Source organism: Alteromonas sp. 1_MG-2023, from assembly GCF_030547075.1.
Classification (GTDB): Bacteria; Pseudomonadota; Gammaproteobacteria; order Enterobacterales; family Alteromonadaceae; genus Alteromonas.
This window is the reverse complement of sequence record NZ_JAUOQH010000008.1, coordinates 171,009-189,377: the sequence shown is the minus strand read 5'-3', so window position 1 is coordinate 189,377 and position 18,369 is coordinate 171,009. Positions and strand designations below refer to the sequence as shown.

The 18,369-nt window shown below is 43.8% G+C and carries 12 protein-coding genes; 9 read left to right on the top strand and 3 right to left on the bottom strand.

What is annotated here, in order from left to right; genetic code table 11:
- Positions 1-162: 162 nt before the first annotated feature.
- Both sbcB and Q4561_RS10810 read left to right on the top strand, forming a co-directional pair.
- Complete coding sequence (sbcB, locus tag Q4561_RS10815; RefSeq protein ID WP_303460179.1) at positions 163-1,602, top strand: exodeoxyribonuclease I; 1,440 nt, start codon at positions 163-165, stop codon at positions 1,600-1,602.
- Positions 1,603-1,759: 157 nt separating this feature from the next.
- Positions 1,760-3,415, top strand: coding sequence for a DUF342 domain-containing protein (locus Q4561_RS10810; protein ID WP_303460177.1), 1,656 nt, complete (start codon positions 1,760-1,762; stop codon positions 3,413-3,415).
- 143 nt (positions 3,416-3,558) lie between these two features.
- Here Q4561_RS10810 and Q4561_RS10805 read toward each other — a convergent pair whose 3' ends face one another.
- Together Q4561_RS10805 and Q4561_RS10800 are read right to left on the bottom strand one after the other, a co-directional pair.
- Positions 3,559-5,028 carry a transporter substrate-binding domain-containing protein gene (locus tag Q4561_RS10805; protein WP_303460174.1) on the bottom strand — a complete coding sequence of 490 codons (1,470 nt, stop codon included), beginning with the start codon at positions 5,026-5,028 and terminating at the stop codon, positions 3,559-3,561.
- A gap of 319 nt (positions 5,029-5,347) precedes the next feature.
- A complete protein-coding gene (locus tag Q4561_RS10800; RefSeq protein WP_303460172.1) occupies positions 5,348-6,523 on the bottom strand; it encodes a thiolase family protein in 1,176 nt (391 codons plus the stop codon).
- Positions 6,524-6,792: 269 nt separating this feature from the next.
- On the opposite strand from Q4561_RS10800, the gene Q4561_RS10795 reads away from it, so the two are divergent.
- The 7 genes from Q4561_RS10795 to Q4561_RS10765 all read left to right on the top strand — a co-directional run bounded on the left by Q4561_RS10795 (position 6,793) and on the right by Q4561_RS10765 (position 15,181).
- Complete coding sequence (locus Q4561_RS10795) at positions 6,793-7,200, top strand: MerR family DNA-binding transcriptional regulator (protein ID WP_303460169.1); 408 nt, start codon at positions 6,793-6,795, stop codon at positions 7,198-7,200.
- Positions 7,197-8,366, top strand: coding sequence for an isovaleryl-CoA dehydrogenase (locus Q4561_RS10790; protein WP_303460167.1), 1,170 nt, complete (start codon positions 7,197-7,199; stop codon positions 8,364-8,366). Before Q4561_RS10795 ends, Q4561_RS10790 begins: the two co-directional genes overlap by 4 nt.
- Before the next feature lie 164 nt (positions 8,367-8,530).
- Positions 8,531-10,138, top strand: coding sequence for a carboxyl transferase domain-containing protein (locus tag Q4561_RS10785; protein ID WP_303460217.1), 1,608 nt, complete (start codon positions 8,531-8,533; stop codon positions 10,136-10,138).
- 16 nt (positions 10,139-10,154) lie between these two features.
- Positions 10,155-10,949, top strand: coding sequence for an enoyl-CoA hydratase/isomerase family protein (locus Q4561_RS10780; protein WP_303460165.1), 795 nt, complete (start codon positions 10,155-10,157; stop codon positions 10,947-10,949).
- The gene (locus tag Q4561_RS10775) at positions 10,946-12,985 is read left to right on the top strand and encodes an acetyl/propionyl/methylcrotonyl-CoA carboxylase subunit alpha (protein WP_303460164.1); all 2,040 of its coding nucleotides are present in this window, start codon (positions 10,946-10,948) and stop codon (positions 12,983-12,985) included. Before Q4561_RS10780 ends, Q4561_RS10775 begins: the two co-directional genes overlap by 4 nt.
- 98 nt (positions 12,986-13,083) lie before the next feature.
- A complete protein-coding gene (locus Q4561_RS10770) occupies positions 13,084-14,025 on the top strand; it encodes a hydroxymethylglutaryl-CoA lyase (protein ID WP_303460215.1) in 942 nt (313 codons plus the stop codon).
- A 184-nt stretch (positions 14,026-14,209) separates the two neighbouring features.
- Positions 14,210-15,181, top strand: a complete 972-nt coding sequence (locus tag Q4561_RS10765; RefSeq protein WP_303460161.1) for a transposase — start codon at positions 14,210-14,212, stop codon at positions 15,179-15,181.
- A gap of 533 nt (positions 15,182-15,714) precedes the next feature.
- On the opposite strand, the gene Q4561_RS10760 is transcribed toward Q4561_RS10765, so the two are convergent.
- Complete coding sequence (locus tag Q4561_RS10760) at positions 15,715-18,348, bottom strand: EAL domain-containing protein (protein ID WP_303460159.1); 2,634 nt, start codon at positions 18,346-18,348, stop codon at positions 15,715-15,717.
- Positions 18,349-18,369: the final 21 nt, after the last annotated feature.

The window sequence follows — 18,369 nt, the reverse complement described above, 5'->3', positions numbered from 1 at the left end:
TGAGATACATTCTAATTATCTGATATACATAAAACTAGTTTCAGATTTCAGGAATGGCAAGTTATGCAAGTAAATTCGTTTTTAACCGCTAGGTTTGGTATTCAAACCCGTGCAGTGTACACTGCCAGCATGATGTCACTTTTGAAAAATGTAACGTAAAACATGCACGAACCTAGCTTTCTTTGGTACGATTTCGAAACCTTCGGTACCAGCGGCCAAAAAGATTTACCTTGTCAGTTCGCAGCCATTAGAACCGATCTGGATTTCAATATTATCGGTAAACCGATTAATATTATGAGTGCTATTGCCAACGATTACCTGCCCCACCCTGAAGCCTGTTTGATTACCGGTATTACGCCGCAACAAACCTTGCGTGATGGCTCCAACGAAGCTGATTTCGCGAAGCGTATTTACCAAGAAATGTCGACGCCGAACACCTGTAGTTTGGGCTTTAATAGCATAAGGTTCGACGATGAAGTGGCTAGGTTCCTGTTTTACCGGAATTTCTACGACCCTTATTCAAGGGAGTGGCGAAATGGAAATAGTCGCTGGGATATTATTGACTTGGCCCGAGCCTGTTACGCGCTTCGCCCTGACGGTATTAACTGGCCTAAGCGAGAAGACGGCACGCCAAGCTTCAAGTTAGAGCATTTGACCAAAGAAAATGGTATTAGCCATGAAAACGCTCATGATGCCCTAAGCGATGTTCACGCCACCATTGCGTTAGCCAAGCTGATTAAAGAAAAGCAGCCTAAGTTATTTGAATACGCATACTCGCTACGAAGTAAGCACAATGTACTGAATCAATTCGATTTAACCAAGCCTTCTGTTTTATTGCATATTTCAGCGAAATTGCCTGCAAGCCAAGGATGTTGCACGTGGATAATGCCTATTGCAAAACACCCTACCAACAGCAACGCAATTATTGCGGTAGACCTTTCAAAACCTATTGATAGTTTGCTTGAAGACTCACCTGAAGAAATAAAAGAAAAACTATATGCTCGCTACGATGCTGGAGCAGGTGCAGATGCCAACGCGTTGCGCCCAGGGTTAAAGCTTATCCATATCAACCGCTCGCCATTTGTGACGACAGCAAAAGCAATGACTGAAGACAATGCCCACAGACTAGGGCTAGACAGAGAAACCTGTCTTGAAAACTATCGTACTTTAGCGCAACAACGTGATTTAGGACTAAAGTTGTCGAAGGTGTACGACAATGATGGTGACGACAAAGAACATGATATTGATCATGCGCTTTATAGTGGGGGCTTTTTAAGTAATGAAGACCGAGAATGGTGTAATAACGTGCTTGAGTCGAGCCCAGAAGCACTAGGTGCTTTAGCCGACGCAACACAACATGTTGGTTTACGGACTCTATTATTCAGATACAGAGCACGAAACTACCCTTCTACGCTTACTTATGATGAAACACTCAAGTGGCAAAGACATAGACAAGAGCGTTTAACTGATTCGACTTCACCTGCGTCTATTACCCTAGAACATTACATGAGCACCCTAGAACGTTTGGCACACGAACATGTTGATAACGCAGAGAAACAAGCCATTCTTAGGGCGTTATATCAATACGCCGAAAACCTTTGACGTACTGCAATGGATGGCATTACATTAACCTTATATCTATTGGATAAAAATGACGAAGTAAAATTGGCCCCCAAGGCCTATATCTAGCTTAAGTCTATGGCAATAACGTCGATAAAGAAGATAGAAAAGAAAGACTGCTCAAAGGATGAATGTAGTAATGAATGGCGTAAACATAAGTTTTGATAAAACGAGAACCTATATAAATCTGACGCTGAACCCGTCAGAGTTTTCAAAAGAAATAGATCTACGCCAAGTGAAAGCGGAGTTAGCAACTGGAGAAACTAAACGTTTATACGTTTCAGACTCTGCTTTGAAGTCTGCCTGCGACACCGCCAACCATTACTTCAAAACTGGTGACAACACCATTGTACAAGAGCGTATAGGTGAAAGAAGAAACGCTGAAATAGAATTTCGTATTCCCGAAGATTCCATGTCGGCTAATCTTGTGATTACTTCTCCTTATGGCGGAAAATCACCTACGATTAATACTATTAAATCGCTAGCAACAAAGAATAATATCCACCGCGGCTTAGGTACTAACGTGATTGAAGCTATGTTGCTTGAAGCACGAAGAGCTGCACCTGGCACAGTGATAGAACGAACGGTAGCCAAGGGCCTACCTGCCCGCAACGGACGCTCTTCTCGGTTTATTCCTTTAGTTCCTAATGCGCTTGAGCGCATATTAAAGCCACAAACCAATGCTGGCGAGCGCGTTGATATGCGTAATTTAGGTGAAGTGATCTGCGTTAAAGTAGGTACGCCTGTATTAAAAAGAACAGAGCCAACACTAGGAAGAAGCGGTTTCGATGTCAGAGGCGCTAAGCTACCTCCCATCCCTGGCGAGTGGGTAGAGTTTCGAAAAGGCAGCGGCACCGTATTGGCAGATGACGACCAAAATTTATTAATCTCCGCCATTGCTGGCATGCCGAAATATCAAGATCAAACCATGAACATTGACGCCACCTATATCTGTAACGGCGTAAATGTAGGCACTGGCCACGTTAACTATGAAGGTGCAGTGCTGGTTAATGGCGATGTAACCGAAAAAATGCAAATAAAAGCCGAAGGTGATGTCACCATTAATGGCTTTGTAGAATCTGCCCATATTGAGTCTGGCGGCGATATCATTATTACCGAAGGTGCTATGGGTAAAGTGAATGACAGTTCAGGCGAGTTCAACTGTCACTTAGTAGCGAAAGGCAGCATTCATGTTCAGCATGGACAGGGGATAGAAATTCACTGTTCAGGCAATATTACCGTAGGTAGACAACTTGCTTACAGCAAATTACGTTGTGGCGGTGCAGTTATTGTCGGTCAAGTAGACAAGCCCATGGGGAATTTGTTCGCATGCGATATAATTAGCCAAGACAGAGTTGAGGCTGGCACTCTTGGTGCTGTATCAGGAAGTACACTTAAAATTGATTTTAGTCCCGGCTTTGCACAGCTACTTGAACGCAAAGACGCATTAGATGAGTTACTAGGCCAACTACGTGAGAACACCAGTAAACATAAAGAAAAAATAGATATTCTGAAAAGTAAAAAAGTACCGAAAGAGCTAAAAGCTAAAGTCGCTGAGGCGCTTGAGATGTTCAACAATGAAACTGCATTACTTGATTGGATTGAGTCTAAAGTACTGGAAGTGACTGATGCCAAAGTACAGTACCAACAAGATATTAAACTGATTGCCAATAAAAAGCTTTATCCTGGGGTGTCGGCTAAATTGAACAACAGAAACTGGCGCTCTGAGCGTGAATACGAAAGAGCCAATATTCACTACGACTCTCACCAATGGCATTACGAACCTATTGTTTAGGCACTTTTTAGCAGGTTAGTTGAATATAGCTATTTTACTTACCTGCTATCCTAGTTACCTGCTAATTTGGTCACCTGCTGTTCTAGTCATCTACTCTGCTTCTTGTTTCTCGTTACTTAGCTTCTTTCTTCTTTGCTAGCACGCTATTCAGCTACCGTTACCATGGCATACCCTAAGCGTTTTGAATGATAAAGCGCTTTGGTAGTACGTTCAAACCAATCGGTGAAGCTCTCACTTTCTTTTAATTCAGACAAACCAGCAGCAACCTGCATTTTAGTGTTACCGGTTAAGATATCTTGGTCGATACATTCCACTAAACGATCGGCAAGTACCCGCCCTGAATCTAGGTTCGTTTGGGGGCAAAGAATAATAAACTGCTCACCAGTAAAACGAGAAACAATATCTACCTCCCGAACCGTGGCAAGGCACTGAGACGCCACCTGCTTTAAGATATTTTCTCGGTCAAACTCTGCTAGTTCTCCGCGACTATCTCGCTTAACAGCAATTTCCACGACAATCAAAGACGCCGTGGTATGAAAACGCTGAAACCGAGATATCTCTTCTTCAGCCTTTTGAATCATATGGTTTCGATTATACAAACCGGTGAGTGTGTCGTGAGCAGACAAAAACTCTAACGTGCGATTTCTATCTAGCAAGGTAGTCTGCAAAGATTCAATTTCATTATTCTTCTGCTTTATCAAACGGCTGTATTGGGAAACGGTTCTATTTCGCCATACCAAACCAACCACTATCATCAATACAATTGCAGTAGTGATGAGCAATTTGAAGTAATTTCGTTCGTAACGTACTTGAACGTTATTCCATCGCTTATAAATATCTATCTTTCTGTGCTCAGGGATTCGTGAAATAGCACTGTTTAAGGTTGGAATAATGTCGCTAAACGACTTGTTTACGCCAAAAGCGAGTGAGTCGAAGGGCTCTGCATAACCTACTATATTAAGGTTATCTACCTTCTGATTATTGATGTAGGTGTTAACGCTCATTAATGAGCCTACCATCACATCGATTTCACCCCGAGATAATTGGGTAAGCCCGTCAATCTCCGACTCTACTAATTTAATACGTATTTCAGGGTAGTTTCTTGATATGTATTCAACCTGCCTATAGCCCTTCACTACGCCCACAATTCTGTGCCCTACTCCTCCATAACCCTGCAAAATAGGAGTACCAGAACGAGCGACCAAAATATTCGGCGCTTCAAAATAAGGGTGTGAAAAGTTTAAAAACTGCTTTCTGAAGTCAGATACGTTAAGCATAGAAAGCACTTGGCAGTTGCCTTTCTGCACGTATTCTAAGCTTTGTTCCCATGTGTCAGTAGGCACTAATTCAAAGGTTAAGCCCGAAAGCTCAGAAATGAGCTTAATATAATCGGCAGAAACGCCCACGTGATTATGATTACGAATTGCTTCATAAGGCGCCCAATTAGGATCGACACAATATGTCACTACTCTAGAGGGCTTGGCATTCAGCGATTGCGGTTGAGTAATCTGTTGTTGAACTGATTGTGCTTCTATTTCACTTGAAAACGTCAATGCTAGTAAAATAGCTATTGAGAAAAGGCGTAAACACCTGGAAAGAATCAAAAAGACCACCTAAATACAAATACATAAAATGCGATAGAACGCATACGAGAGTATCTAACTTAGCGCCTGCGAATGCAACATCGGTCTAAACTAAAACTTCACGATAGCAACAAACTAAGCTTAAAATTACGCAAAATGCTTACTTTTCGTTTCATAGTTGCTACACATTATACTCTGACAATCATACTTAAACGTCATCGAACCGTATTATTCAAATACAAGCGATAAATATTAAGCTCAATATAGGTTAATTAAAACACAAATGGCACCCAATTTGGGGTGCCATTTAGTCTATTTTATGCTTTATTTAGCAACAAATAAATCGTGCTTATATCATTTCTACTGCTAACGCTACGCCTTCACCACCGCCAATACATAATGACGCTATGCCTTTCTTGGCATTTTTCTGTTTCAGTGCGTGAAGTAAGGTAACCAAAATTCGTGCGCCTGAAGCGCCTATTGGGTGACCAAGAGCGCAAGCTCCCCCTTTTACGTTTACTTTGCTTTCATCTAACGCCATTTTGCGCACTGCCATCATGGTTACCATGGCAAAGGCTTCGTTAATTTCAAACAAATCTACGTCTTCTTTGCTCCAGCCCGTTTTAGTCAGCACGTTTTCCATGGCGCCAACTGGGGCTAAAGTAAAGTTTTCGGGCTCAATAGAATTCGTAGCATGAGCCACTACCTTGGCCAGCGGAGCTAGGCCTAAGGCTTGTGCTTTCGCTTCGCTCATCACCAACAATGCGGCCGCGCCATCTGAAATAGAACTAGAATTAGCTGCCGTTACGGTGCCGTCTTTTTTAAACGCTGGGCGAAGCGAAGGAATTTTCTCAGGTTTTGCAGAGCCTGGACCTTCGTCGGTATCTACCACCACATCGCCTTTACGGCCCGAGATAGTCACGTTCACTATTTCATCTTTAAAACTGCCGCTATTAATCGCTTCATGTGCCTTTGATAATGAGCGTAGCGCAAAGTCATCCATTTCATTTCGGGTAATGTTTTCTGCATCGGCGGTATCTTGAGCAAAGCAACCCATAGCCTTACCATCGTACGCATTCTCAAGGCCATCCAACATCATATGATCAAGCACCTGACCGTGCCCCATACGGTAGCCCGTTCTTGCTTTAGGCAACAAATAAGGGGCGTTACTCATACTTTCAAAGCCACCAGCAACAACAACCTCTGCACTACCCGCTTTTATTAAATCATGCGCGAGCATTACCGCCTTCAAACCAGATCCACACACTTTATTGATAGTGGTAACGCCTGCACTAATGGGTAGACCTGCACCTAGCGATGCCTGACGTGCTGGCGCTTGACCAAGCCCTGCGGGGAGCACGCATCCCATCACAACTTCATCAATTTGGCTCACATCAAGTGTTTCACACACTGACTTAATAGCTGTGGCGCCAAGTTCGGTGGCAGTAACACCAGATAAGCTTCCGTTAAACCCGCCCATTGGCGTGCGCTTCGCTGCCACAATCACTACTGTTTCATTACTCATCACTAGACCTCTTAACCACATGAAATTGATATAAAAATTTTAATTAAAGTTCACCAATGTATATAAATGTAGACACTCATTTATACATAAGCGAGCTATCGTACTTATGAAAAATTGACGTTAGCAAAATGTTACTTTACCTTAACGTAAAAGGTAATTAACGTTAACGTAAACCTCAAAATATTTAGTGTCAAGAAAGCGCTCTTCATTCAGGGAAAGTCTTTTTGTAAACAGCATGAGACACAGACATAAAACCAAAGGTACGTGTTATGAATAACAACGAGAACGAATCAGTGTATGCGATTGGTGAACTGGCAAAAGAATTCGATATAACTCACCGCTCTATTCGCTTTTATGAAGAGCAAGGCCTGCTGAGCCCCAAACGTACTGGTCAGAACCGTGTGTATGACAACAAAGATAGAGTGAGGCTAATGCTCATTCTTAGGGGGAAGCGACTTGGATTTTCCCTAGCCGAAGTAAAAACCTTATTTGAAATGTACGATACCAATGCTAATTCAGCCGTGCAGCTAGGCACCATGTTGGAAATGACCGCACAAAAACGGGCGGTACTTCATCAACAACTCGATGACATCCAAAGTTTAATGCAAGAACTTGATGAAGTAGAAGGCCGATGCCGAGAAGAGCTTGCGGAGTTAGAAAAAGGAAAAATTGCATGAATACTTCTTACCCCACGTTAAATTTCGATCTTGGCGAAGATATCGACTTATTACGTAACCAAGTCTACCAGTTTGCACAAAATGAAATTGCCCCACTGGCAGAGGAAGCAGACGCTAACAACCAATTCCCAAATGCTTTATGGCCGAAACTAGGCGAAATGGGTTTGTTGGGTGTGACAGTATCCGAGCAGTATGGCGGTGCAGACATGGGTTATTTAGCCCATACCATTGCGATGGAAGAAGTAAGCCGCGCATCAGCAGGGATTGGCTTAAGTTATGGCGCTCATTCTAACTTGTGCGTTAACCAAATTTTCAGAAACGGCAACGACGCGCAGCGTGAAAAATACCTGCCGAAGTTAATTTCCGGCGAGCACATAGGTGCGTTGGCCATGAGTGAGCCTAATGCGGGTTCAGATGTAGTGAGCATGAAATTACGTGCTGAGAAGCGCGGTGATAAATACATCTTAAACGGCAACAAAATGTGGATCACCAATGGTCCAGATGCCCATACCTTTGTCATTTACGCAAAAACAGACCCGCAAGCGGGGCCTAAAGGGATCACCGCATTTATTGTGGAACGTGATTTCCCTGGCTTCACCCGTGCACAAAAGCTCGATAAATTAGGCATGCGTTCTTCAAACACCTGTGAACTTGTGTTTCAAGACTGTGAAGTACCTGCAGCGAATATTCTAGGTAAAGAAGGCGAAGGCGTACGAGTGCTAATGAGTGGGCTAGATTATGAGCGCTTAGTACTGTCGGGCGGCCCCTTGGGCATAATGCAAGCCTGTATGGACGTGGTTGTACCCTATATTCATGACCGTGAACAATTTGGCCAGTCCATTGGCCAATTCCAACTCATTCAAGGCAAAGTGGCTGATATGTATACCCAAATGAACGCCGCCAGAGCGTATGTGTATACCGTAGCGAAATCGTGCGATAGAGGCGATACCACTCGTAAAGATGCCGCGGGCGCCATTTTATATTCAGCAGAATTAGCTACCAAAATGGCCTTAGACGCCATTCAGCTTTTAGGTGGCAATGGTTATATCAACGAGTATTCCACCGGCAGATTATTAAGAGACGCTAAGTTATATGAGATTGGTGCGGGTACATCAGAAATACGCCGCATGCTCATTGGCCGCGAACTTTTCAACGAATCAAAATAATAACGTACTTACATATAAAGACAGACAGCGCTGATACTTAACAACAGCGCGCGTCAAACTTAACGACAGACTGCGTAGCCCTATATTTTAATCACTTACTGGTTTTCTAATAAATGATTGAATAAATGACTAAGCTGCGCGGCGCTGAACAAAAAGGGGGGGGTATGCCCGTTCTACGTTCAAAGATAAATACAAAATCAGAAACCTTTGTTGCCAATGCGCAGCACATGCAAGCCCAAGTGGACGACTTAGTTGCAAAAATAGAACAAGTATCACTAGGTGGTGGTGTCAAAGCCGCTGAACGTCATCAGGCTCGGGGGAAATTACTTGCCCGAGACCGTATTAACGCTTTAATTGATGACAACTCACCCTTTCTAGAAATAGGCCAATTGGCTGCGTGGGAAGTGTACGATGATTATGTGCCGTGCGCGGGCGTGGTAGCCGGTATTGGGTGCGTGTCGGGTATTGAGTGCATGATAGTAGCAAACGATGCCACAGTAAAAGGCGGCAGTTACTACCCCCTTACCGTGAAAAAACACTTACGTGCACAGACCATTGCAGAAGAAAACAACCTGCCCTGTATTTACTTGGTAGATTCAGGCGGTGCTAACCTGCCCTATCAAGATGAAGTGTTTCCAGACAAAGAACACTTCGGCCGTATTTTCTTTAATCAAGCCAATATGTCGGCAAAAAATATTCCTCAAATTGCCGTAGTGATGGGTTCATGCACAGCCGGCGGTGCTTACGTACCCGCCATGGCTGATGAGAGCATTATTGTAAAAGAACAGGCCACTATCTTTTTAGGTGGTCCTCCACTGGTGAAAGCCGCTACAGGTGAAGTGGTGAGCGCGGAAGAGCTTGGCGGTGGTGATGTACATACCCGAATTTCAGGGGTAGCAGACCAATTAGCCAATAACGATCACCACGCATTATCTCTTGCTAGAAATGCAGTTTCTAGGCTTAACCGCACCAAAAATGTATCGCTAGATGTTACAGCGCCAAAGCCCCCACGTTTCGATGCCAAAGAGATTTACGGCATTGTGCCTGCAGATACTAAGCAAACCTACGACGTACGAGAAATCATAGCGCGTGTGGTTGATGATTCAGACTTTGATGAATTTAAACCCTTATACGGCACTACGTTAGTATGTGGGTTCGCCCGCATTTTCGGCTACCCGGTAGGCATCATCGGCAATAACGGCATCTTATTCGGCGAAAGTGCGCTAAAAGGCGCACACTTCGTTGAGCTATGTGCAATGCGTAAAATACCCCTCGTATTTTTACAGAATATCACTGGTTTCATGGTGGGGAAACAGTACGAACATGGCGGAATAGCCAAACACGGTGCCAAAATGGTAACCGCTGTAGCATGTGCCCAAGTACCTAAAATTACCGTATTAATTGGTGGCAGCTTTGGTGCAGGAAACTACGGCATGTGTGGCCGTGGGTACGATCCCAGATTCTTATTCATGTGGCCAAACGCCCGTATATCGGTAATGGGCGGCGAACAAGCCGCTGGCGTACTGGCCCAAGTGAAGCGCGATCAAAAAGAACGTGCAGGTGAAACCTGGACTGACGAACAAGAGCAAGCGATTAAACAACCGGTTATCGACACCTACGAAAAACAGGGACACCCATATTATGCCTCGGCCAGATTATGGGACGACGGCGTTATCGACCCTGCCGACACTCGCACGGTATTAGGCCTATCTTTATCTGCCGCATTAAATCAAACGATACCAGACACCCGCTTCGGTGTCTTTCGTATGTAGTTTGGGGGAAATTATTATGGATCAAGCAGTTACTTATCACGTAGATGAAAGAAACGTTGCACTTATCACGCTTAATCGAGCTGACAAACACAATGCATTCAACGATGACATGATTGCCACGCTAACCGAGCTTTTCACCCAAGCTGGCAACGACGACAGTGTTCGCGCCGTGGTATTGCAAGGGAAAGGGAAAAGCTTTAGTGCAGGCGCCGACTTAGAGTGGATGCAGCGTATGGCTGGATACGATGAAGCCAAAAATCACGCCGACGCTATGGCGCTGGCTACCATGTTGCATACCCTATATACCTTGCCAAAGCCCACCATTGCGCGCGTGCAAGGGGCTGCGTTTGGCGGCGCGGTAGGTCTTATCGCCTGCTGTGACATTGCCATTGGTAGCAAATTAAGTAAGTTTTGTTTAAGTGAAGTAAAAATAGGCCTTATTCCAGCCACCATAAGCCCTTACGTGATTGAAGCCATGGGCGCACGTGTGTGTAGACGCTATTTTCAAACCGCAGAAGTCTTTTCTGCACGGCGAGCGCGGAGGCTAGGACTGCTTAGCGAATCGGTAACCGAAGATGAACTTGATAGCACGATAGACGACATTATCACCCAAATTCTGAAAAATGGACCGGGAGCGGTATCGCATGCCAAAGCCTTAGTGCAACAGGTTGCTGGTGCGCCTATTAATGCTGAGTTGCTTGATGAAACTAGCAAGCAAATTGCCAAAATAAGAACCTCGAAAGAAGGTCAAGAGGGCTTAGCAGCCTTTCTAGAAAAACGCACTCCCGCATGGCAGGAGAAGCTAGCATGATTAAAAAATTACTGATTGCTAACCGAGGTGAAATTGCGTGCCGTGTAATGCGCACAGCTAAAGCCATGGGCATTCAAACAGTGGCAGTTTATTCAGACGCCGACGCAAAAGCCTTGCATGTTTTACAAGCCGATGAAGCGGTTCACTTAGGCCCTGCGCCATCAAAAGACAGCTATTTGCGCGGTACTGCAATTATTGAATATGCCAAAAAGCTTGGCGTAGATGCTATTCATCCGGGCTATGGTTTTTTATCTGAAAATGCCGAATTTGCTAAAGCGTGTACCGCGCACGATATTATATTTGTAGGCCCTCCAGCGTCTGCCATAGAAGCCATGGGGTCTAAATCTGCGGCTAAGAAAATTATGGAAGCCGCTGGCGTACCTTTAGTACCTGGCTATCATGGCGATGATCAAGATGAGGCCACCTTAAAGCAAGCCAGCGATGCCATGGGGTATCCTGTATTACTTAAAGCTGCTGCCGGCGGCGGTGGTAAAGGCATGCGCCAAGTGTGGAAAGAAAGTGAGTTTTCGGCCGCGCTAAGTGCAGCTAAAAGAGAGTCGATGGCAAGCTTTGGCGATGAACATATGCTGGTTGAAAAGTACCTCACTCGCCCTCGCCATGTTGAGATACAAGTTTTCTGTGACACCCATGGTAACGGGGTATACCTATTTGAGCGAGATTGCTCAGTGCAGCGCCGTCACCAAAAGGTGATAGAAGAAGCACCTGCGCCTAATTTTCCTGCCAATATTCGACAGCAAATGGGTGGAGCTGCTCTGCAAGCAGCTAAAGCGATTAATTATGTAGGTGCAGGAACCGTTGAGTTCTTGTATGACGAAGACGGCTCGTTCTATTTCATGGAAATGAATACTCGTTTGCAAGTTGAGCACCCTGTTACCGAAATGATCACCGGTGAAGACTTAGTTCGCTGGCAGCTTGATGTAGCAGAAGGTAAACCTCTGCCCAAGAACCAGTCAGAATTAACGTTAACGGGACACGCATTCGAAGCCCGCATTTACGCCGAAGATCCCAATAATGATTTTCTGCCCGCCAGCGGCACGCTCTCGCTTATCAAGACACCCATGTTATCGGCCCAAGGTTCAGCGAGCAAAGTACGTATTGATACTGGCGTGCAGCAAGGTGACGAAATCAGCGTGTATTATGACCCTATGATTTCTAAACTGGTGGTATGGGGTGAGAACAGAGAAGCTGCTTTAAAGCAATTAGTTAGCGCATTAAAGCAATATCATATTGATGGCGTGACAACTAATATTGACTTCCTCATCGACGTGGCTTCAAGTGAGCCTTTCGGCAACGCTGAACTAACTACAACCTTTATTGATAAACATGCTGACAGTTTGTTCAACAAACAGAGTAAATCAGTTACTGCTGAGCTTCCTGCGATAGCATTACTTACTGTACTTTCACGCAATCAGTGCATAGAGAAGCAATCTTTACTGCCCTCACCTTGGGGAGTTATTGCCGCATGGCGTCCTAACATGGAATATCAAGAATCCCTCACTGTTTTGGTGAATGATAAGGCCCACGCGCTTAGATTAATCCACAAGGACGCATCAGGTGATACACGGAAACAAAAAGGTATTGCACTGAAGGTGCTTACAGGAAGTGACAGTATTGAAGTAGCAGGCCACCTTGAAGCTGATAAGTTAATTACCTTTGTAGACGGTGTAAGGCGAAGCTACCATTTCTCGCAAAATGATGGAAAATTTGGCTTATTTGGTCAAGACTCGCATTGTCATTTTAAGGTCGTCGCACCTGATATTGGAGATGACGATGACAACCATACGGGAGCTAGTTTAGATGCGCCTATGAATGGTACCGTGGTGGCTCATTTGGTAGAGGTTGGTGTTAGCGTTAAAAAAGATGCGCCGTTACTTATCATGGAAGCTATGAAAATGGAGCACAGCATTGCTGCGCCTTGTGACGGCATGGTACGTGGCTATTTTTATCAACCTGGTGAGTTAGTGGATGGCGGATCAGTGCTAATTGATTTCGATGCTGACTCGAAAGGTGAATGATAGTGAAGAATGTTATTAAGACACCCATCGCAACCAACTCTTCTGTGCAAACTGCTGTCTCGACTCCTATAGAGACACCCACCACGAGTTCGCCCAAAATGGACACGGAGAAAAACACCGCAAATAAGTCTTCAACTCACTTTCCATCAAAAGTGAGTATTGTGGAAGTTGGTGCACGAGATGGATTGCAAAACGAAAAGGCTATTCTTACCGCTAAAGACAAGATATCCCTCATCAATTTACTTTCAGAATGTGGGTTAAAACGCATTGAAGCTGGCGCCTTTGTCTCTCCCAAATGGGTACCCCAGATGGCGAATTCTGATGAGGTATTCATGGGGATAAACCGCGCAAAAGACGTTATCTATTCGGCGCTAACCCCAAATATCAAAGGCTTTGAAAATGCAATAGCTTCGAAAGTCGATGAGGTCGCTATCTTTGGATCAGCGTCTGAGTCTTTTTCACAAAAAAACATTAACTGCTCTATAAATAAGAGCTTGAAGAGATTCGAACCCGTGATTGCGGCGGCTAAGTTGCAGAACATCCCAGTTAGAGGCTATGTATCTTGTGTAATGGGTTGTCCGTATGAAGGCAAAATAGACAGCAAGTCTGTCACTTTTGTTGCGAAAACCTTACTTGAAATGGGCTGTTATGAAATTTCACTGGGCGATACTATCGGAGCGGGAACGCCAGATGCAACGAAGCGGCTACTAGATGATGTTTGTCTTGACGTTCCAGTAACAGACTTAGCTGTTCATTTTCATGACACGTACGGTCAAGCATTGGTAAATATTTATACTGCTCTACATTATGGCGTAGCGACTATAGACAGTGCTGTAGCTGGCTTGGGCGGCTGCCCCTATGCAAAAGGTGCGAGCGGAAATGTGGCCTCAGAAGATGTTTTATACATGCTAAACGGACTTGGTATTGAGACTGGTATAAGTATGGATAAGCTATTATTAGCCACTAAGTTTATTTCCAATGTATTAGACAGGCAGCCCGTATCTAAGGTGGCCAATGCATTGCTCGCTAATAGTAAATGACTGGCTTTAAAAACTGTCGGTTTGATTTGTTAGCGGGTCTATTTGCGGGTTTAACTAGACACCCATAGCACTAGACACCCATAGCAAAACCAGCCAGTAGGTGCCTAAATCAAGCCTAAAATACAGGTTTATCTACTTCCATTGACTGCTAGCATATTCGCTCCGTCATTTAATGGATTTTAATGTGCCGCAATCAAGAAGTAGCCAAATCAGCCTTGCTGATACCCCCTACTATCACTGTATTTCACGCTGCGTAAGGCAGTGTTACCTTTGTGGAGTCGATCAGCATTCCGGTAAAAGCTATGAGCATCGAAGGGGATGGGTTGAGCGGCGCTTACTCAATTTAGCCAAGGTGTTTTCAATCGATATTTGTGCTTACGCGGTAATGAGTAATCATGTGCATGTGGTGTTACATGTAGACAAGAAAAAGGCTAATGCTTGGAATGTGAAAAAAGTGCTTACCCAATGGCACCAAATCCATAAAGGTACTCTTTTAACGCAGAAGTACCTAAAAGGGGAGCAGCTATCAGAATCTGAAGCTCAAGCGGTTAATGATACGGCTACAATTTACCGCCGACGCTTGTTTGATATCAGTTGGTTTATGCGCAGCCTTAATGAATATATAGCGCGAGCTGCAAATAAAGAAGATGAGTGTACCGGACGGTTTTGGGAAGGCCGATTTAAATCTCAAGCGTTATTGAATGAGAATGCCCTGATTTCATGTATGGCATATGTCGATTTAAACCCAATTAGAGCGAAAATTGCCAATACACCGGAACATTCAAAACATACGAGCATATACTGCCGTTTAAGCTCACTAAAACTAAACCAACAACCTGCAGCCTTACTTCACTTTGCACACAACAGCAAAACTATTGATAAGAAAGGATTACCCTTTGATTTGATTGACTACCTTGAACTAGTAGATACAACAGGTAGGAGCATACGTGACGACAAACCTGGATATATTGAAACAGCCTGCGCTCCAATTTTATCTCGAATAGGAATGAATAACGCTGCTTGGCACCAGCTTACAACTAAATTTGAAGAGCTATTTACCAGCGCTGCAGGCTGCGAAGCAACCATGAATAGTTTTAAACACAATACCAACCATAAACGCGCTAGAGGAATAAAGAATGCAAAGCTTTTAGGCTAATCTGCTAATACTCTAGCTTTGAACTCTTCTTGGCTATACTCTCACAAAACATCTCACGTCTACTTCATTACTCCTCGTTCCTTATTGGCTTAATATCTAGTTACGCAGATTAATATTCCTATCTCATTATTTGTATGAAATGGAAAATAATGAAGTGGGTGTATTTGACGGTTTGGCTTTGATGAGGCTACTAATAAGCCGTGTGATAGCCTTTTAAGTCAACTTTCGACTAAAGTTGAAGCAGTTAAACGTTTAATAGGACATCCATTGTAAATATCCTGGTACTGTAGGGCTTTGAAAGATAAAAGTAGGTAATAGGACATCCACCTTAATTCGTGAGGTTAAAGCCTTATAAATTGTTAGCTAGGGGTGGGTGTCTTTATATTAATCATTCTATTAATCAATAGTTCCGTTGTTTTTCGCTAGTTTACTAATATGGATGTCCCAGCATTCCCCGAAAAAACTGAATTCAAATTCAATAATATGGGTGTCTTCATTATCATGCTCATTAACATGGGTGTCTCGATAACGCCTCAACTATGCTCAATCTCATCACTCATCATCAACCAGGCTTCGTCAGCTTGCCAGGTAGTCAGCCAGTTAGTGACCTGCTCGGCTGGCATAGGTTTCGCAATTCCGTAGCCCTGAGCAAGAACGCAACCTAAACGAATTAACGCAACACCATGGTCAACTGACTCGACACCTTCGGCAATCACTTCTCGTTTAAATGTCTTAGCCAAACCCACAACGCCTTCAACAATGGCTAAATCGTCAGTATCTTCTAACATATCCCGAATAAAGCTTTGATCAATTTTGATTAAGTAAGCCGGTAATCGCTTTAAATAAGTAAGTGAAGAATAGCCCGTTCCAAAATCATCGATTGCAAAATTAACCCCTAATTCTTGGCAGGTATTCATTGTTGAAGATATTTGAAAGGTATCCTGCAGCGCACTGGTCTCTAATATTTCAAGCTCTAAGTAGCTATGATTCACGTCTGGATGGGCATCTAGCAATGATTTCAGCCTAGAGGTAAAGTTTTCTTGCTGCAGTTGATGTGCACTAATATTCACACTAACGGCTAGATGTATACCCCGTTTTTTCCACCGTGATATCTGTAGTAATGCAGCATCAATAACCCATTCACCCAACGCTAAACTTACGTCGTGCCCTTCAATTACAGGTAAAAAGTCGAGCGGAGGAATTAAGCCGCTTTCTGGGTGTTCCCAGCGAATTAGCGCTTCTACACCAATCACTTCCCCAGTACTCATATTTACTTTTGGTTGATAATGTAAAACAAACTCACCCCGTTCCAATGCAACGCGTACATTATCAATGCTCTTGTTATTCGAATTGATTGCATTATCTTGCTCTAAATCGAATTGATGATACCTATTTTTTCCTGCTTGCTTGGCTACATACATTGCCTGATCCGCATGCCTAATCAATTGGTCTGCATCGACATTATCTTGAGGATAAACCGACACCCCAATACTCGCAGAAACCTGCATTACCGCACCAGCAATAGTTAACGGGGCTGAGGCTGCTTTAAGCAGGCGACTTAAAACATGCTCACAGTCACTAAACTCATTTAAATTATCCATAATGATGATGAACTCATCACCACCAATTCGAGCAATCGTATCTCCCGCTCTCAAACTGGCCTTTAGGCTTTTTGATACTTCAACTAAAAACTGGTCACCCACATCATGCCCGTAGTTGTCATTAATGGCCTTGAATCCATCTAAGTCCATGAACGCAACGGCTAACGAGCTTTCTTGCAGCTGGCTATGCATAATTGACTGATTAAGCCGCTTTGCAAGCAATACTCTATTCGGAAGATTTGTCAGTAAGTCATAGTGCGCAATTCGTTCTAGCTTGCCTTGGTTGAGCTTGATTTCTGAAATATCTGTAGACAGAGAAACATAATGTTGGACTCGCCCGTCAGTGCCTTTTACCGCACTGATTGTCAGCATTTCCGGATAAACTTCCCCATCCTTACGGCAGTTCCAAATTTCCCCTCTCCAATGCCCTGTTGAATCCAGCTTCTCCCACATATTGGTGTAGAACTGGTGGGGATGCCGCCCTGACTGAAGGATTTTGGGGTTCTTGCCTAACACTTCAGACTTGCTGTAACCGGTAATGCGGCAAAATGTATCGTTAACTTCGATAATAGTGGCGGACGCATCAGTGATAATAATGCCTTCATTAGCGTGTGTAAAAACACTAGCGGCACGTTTCAATGTTTCTTCTGAACGGTTTTTTTCAATGGCAATACTGGCCAAGCTTGCTGTTTGCTCTATTAAAGAAAGATCTTCTTCCGATGGATAATTTACCTCACTATGATAAATTGCAAACGTGCCGAGTACATCCCCCCGAGTAGAACGAATAGGCTCTGACCAACACGAACCTAAGTTTGCACTACCCGCTAACTCTTTAAAACCTTTCCAATAAGGATGGGTTTCAATATCGGGAACGATGACTCGTTCATTGATGTAAGCGGCAGTACCGCAAGACCCCACTCCAATACCTATTTGCACACCATCAATGGCATGGGTATAAAAATCGGGAAGGCTGGTCCCTATTCCACTAAGCAAATGGTTACCCGATTCATCAAGAATCAAAATGCTACACATCATTTCAGGATTGTTGAGCTCAACAGAACTCACAATTGCCTCTAGTACCGTTTTCAAAAGCTCGCCACTTGTAATTAACTCTAACACTTGGCTGCGTGCTTTTTCTCTTAATTCATTTTGTTTACGCTTGGTAACGTCACGAATAACGCCTACAATAAAACGTTGATTATTGCGGTCTATGAAGCGGCTTATTTTGGTTAGCACATCGCTATTTTTTCGCCCTCGGCCTGTTAAAGCATGCTCAATAACACTGTCTTCACCCGTGTGTAAAACAGCGTTATCATCATTGGCGAGGATCGACAATTGCGGTGCCAACTCGTTATCTAAAAACGTTTTTCCGATTAAATTTTCACGGGGCAGGCTTACAAGTTCACAAAAAGCATTGTTAGCAACTAGAAGCTTACCCTCGCTATTTTTGATAAAAACGGGGTCTTCCGAAATATCTAAAAATGCGTTTAGGTAGCCCTCTAACTCAGCCGGATCTTTTACGGGCAAAGTTGCTGACTCTGTGTGTTGTTGCTTTTCAAAAGGCATACTTAAAACCTAATTTAATAA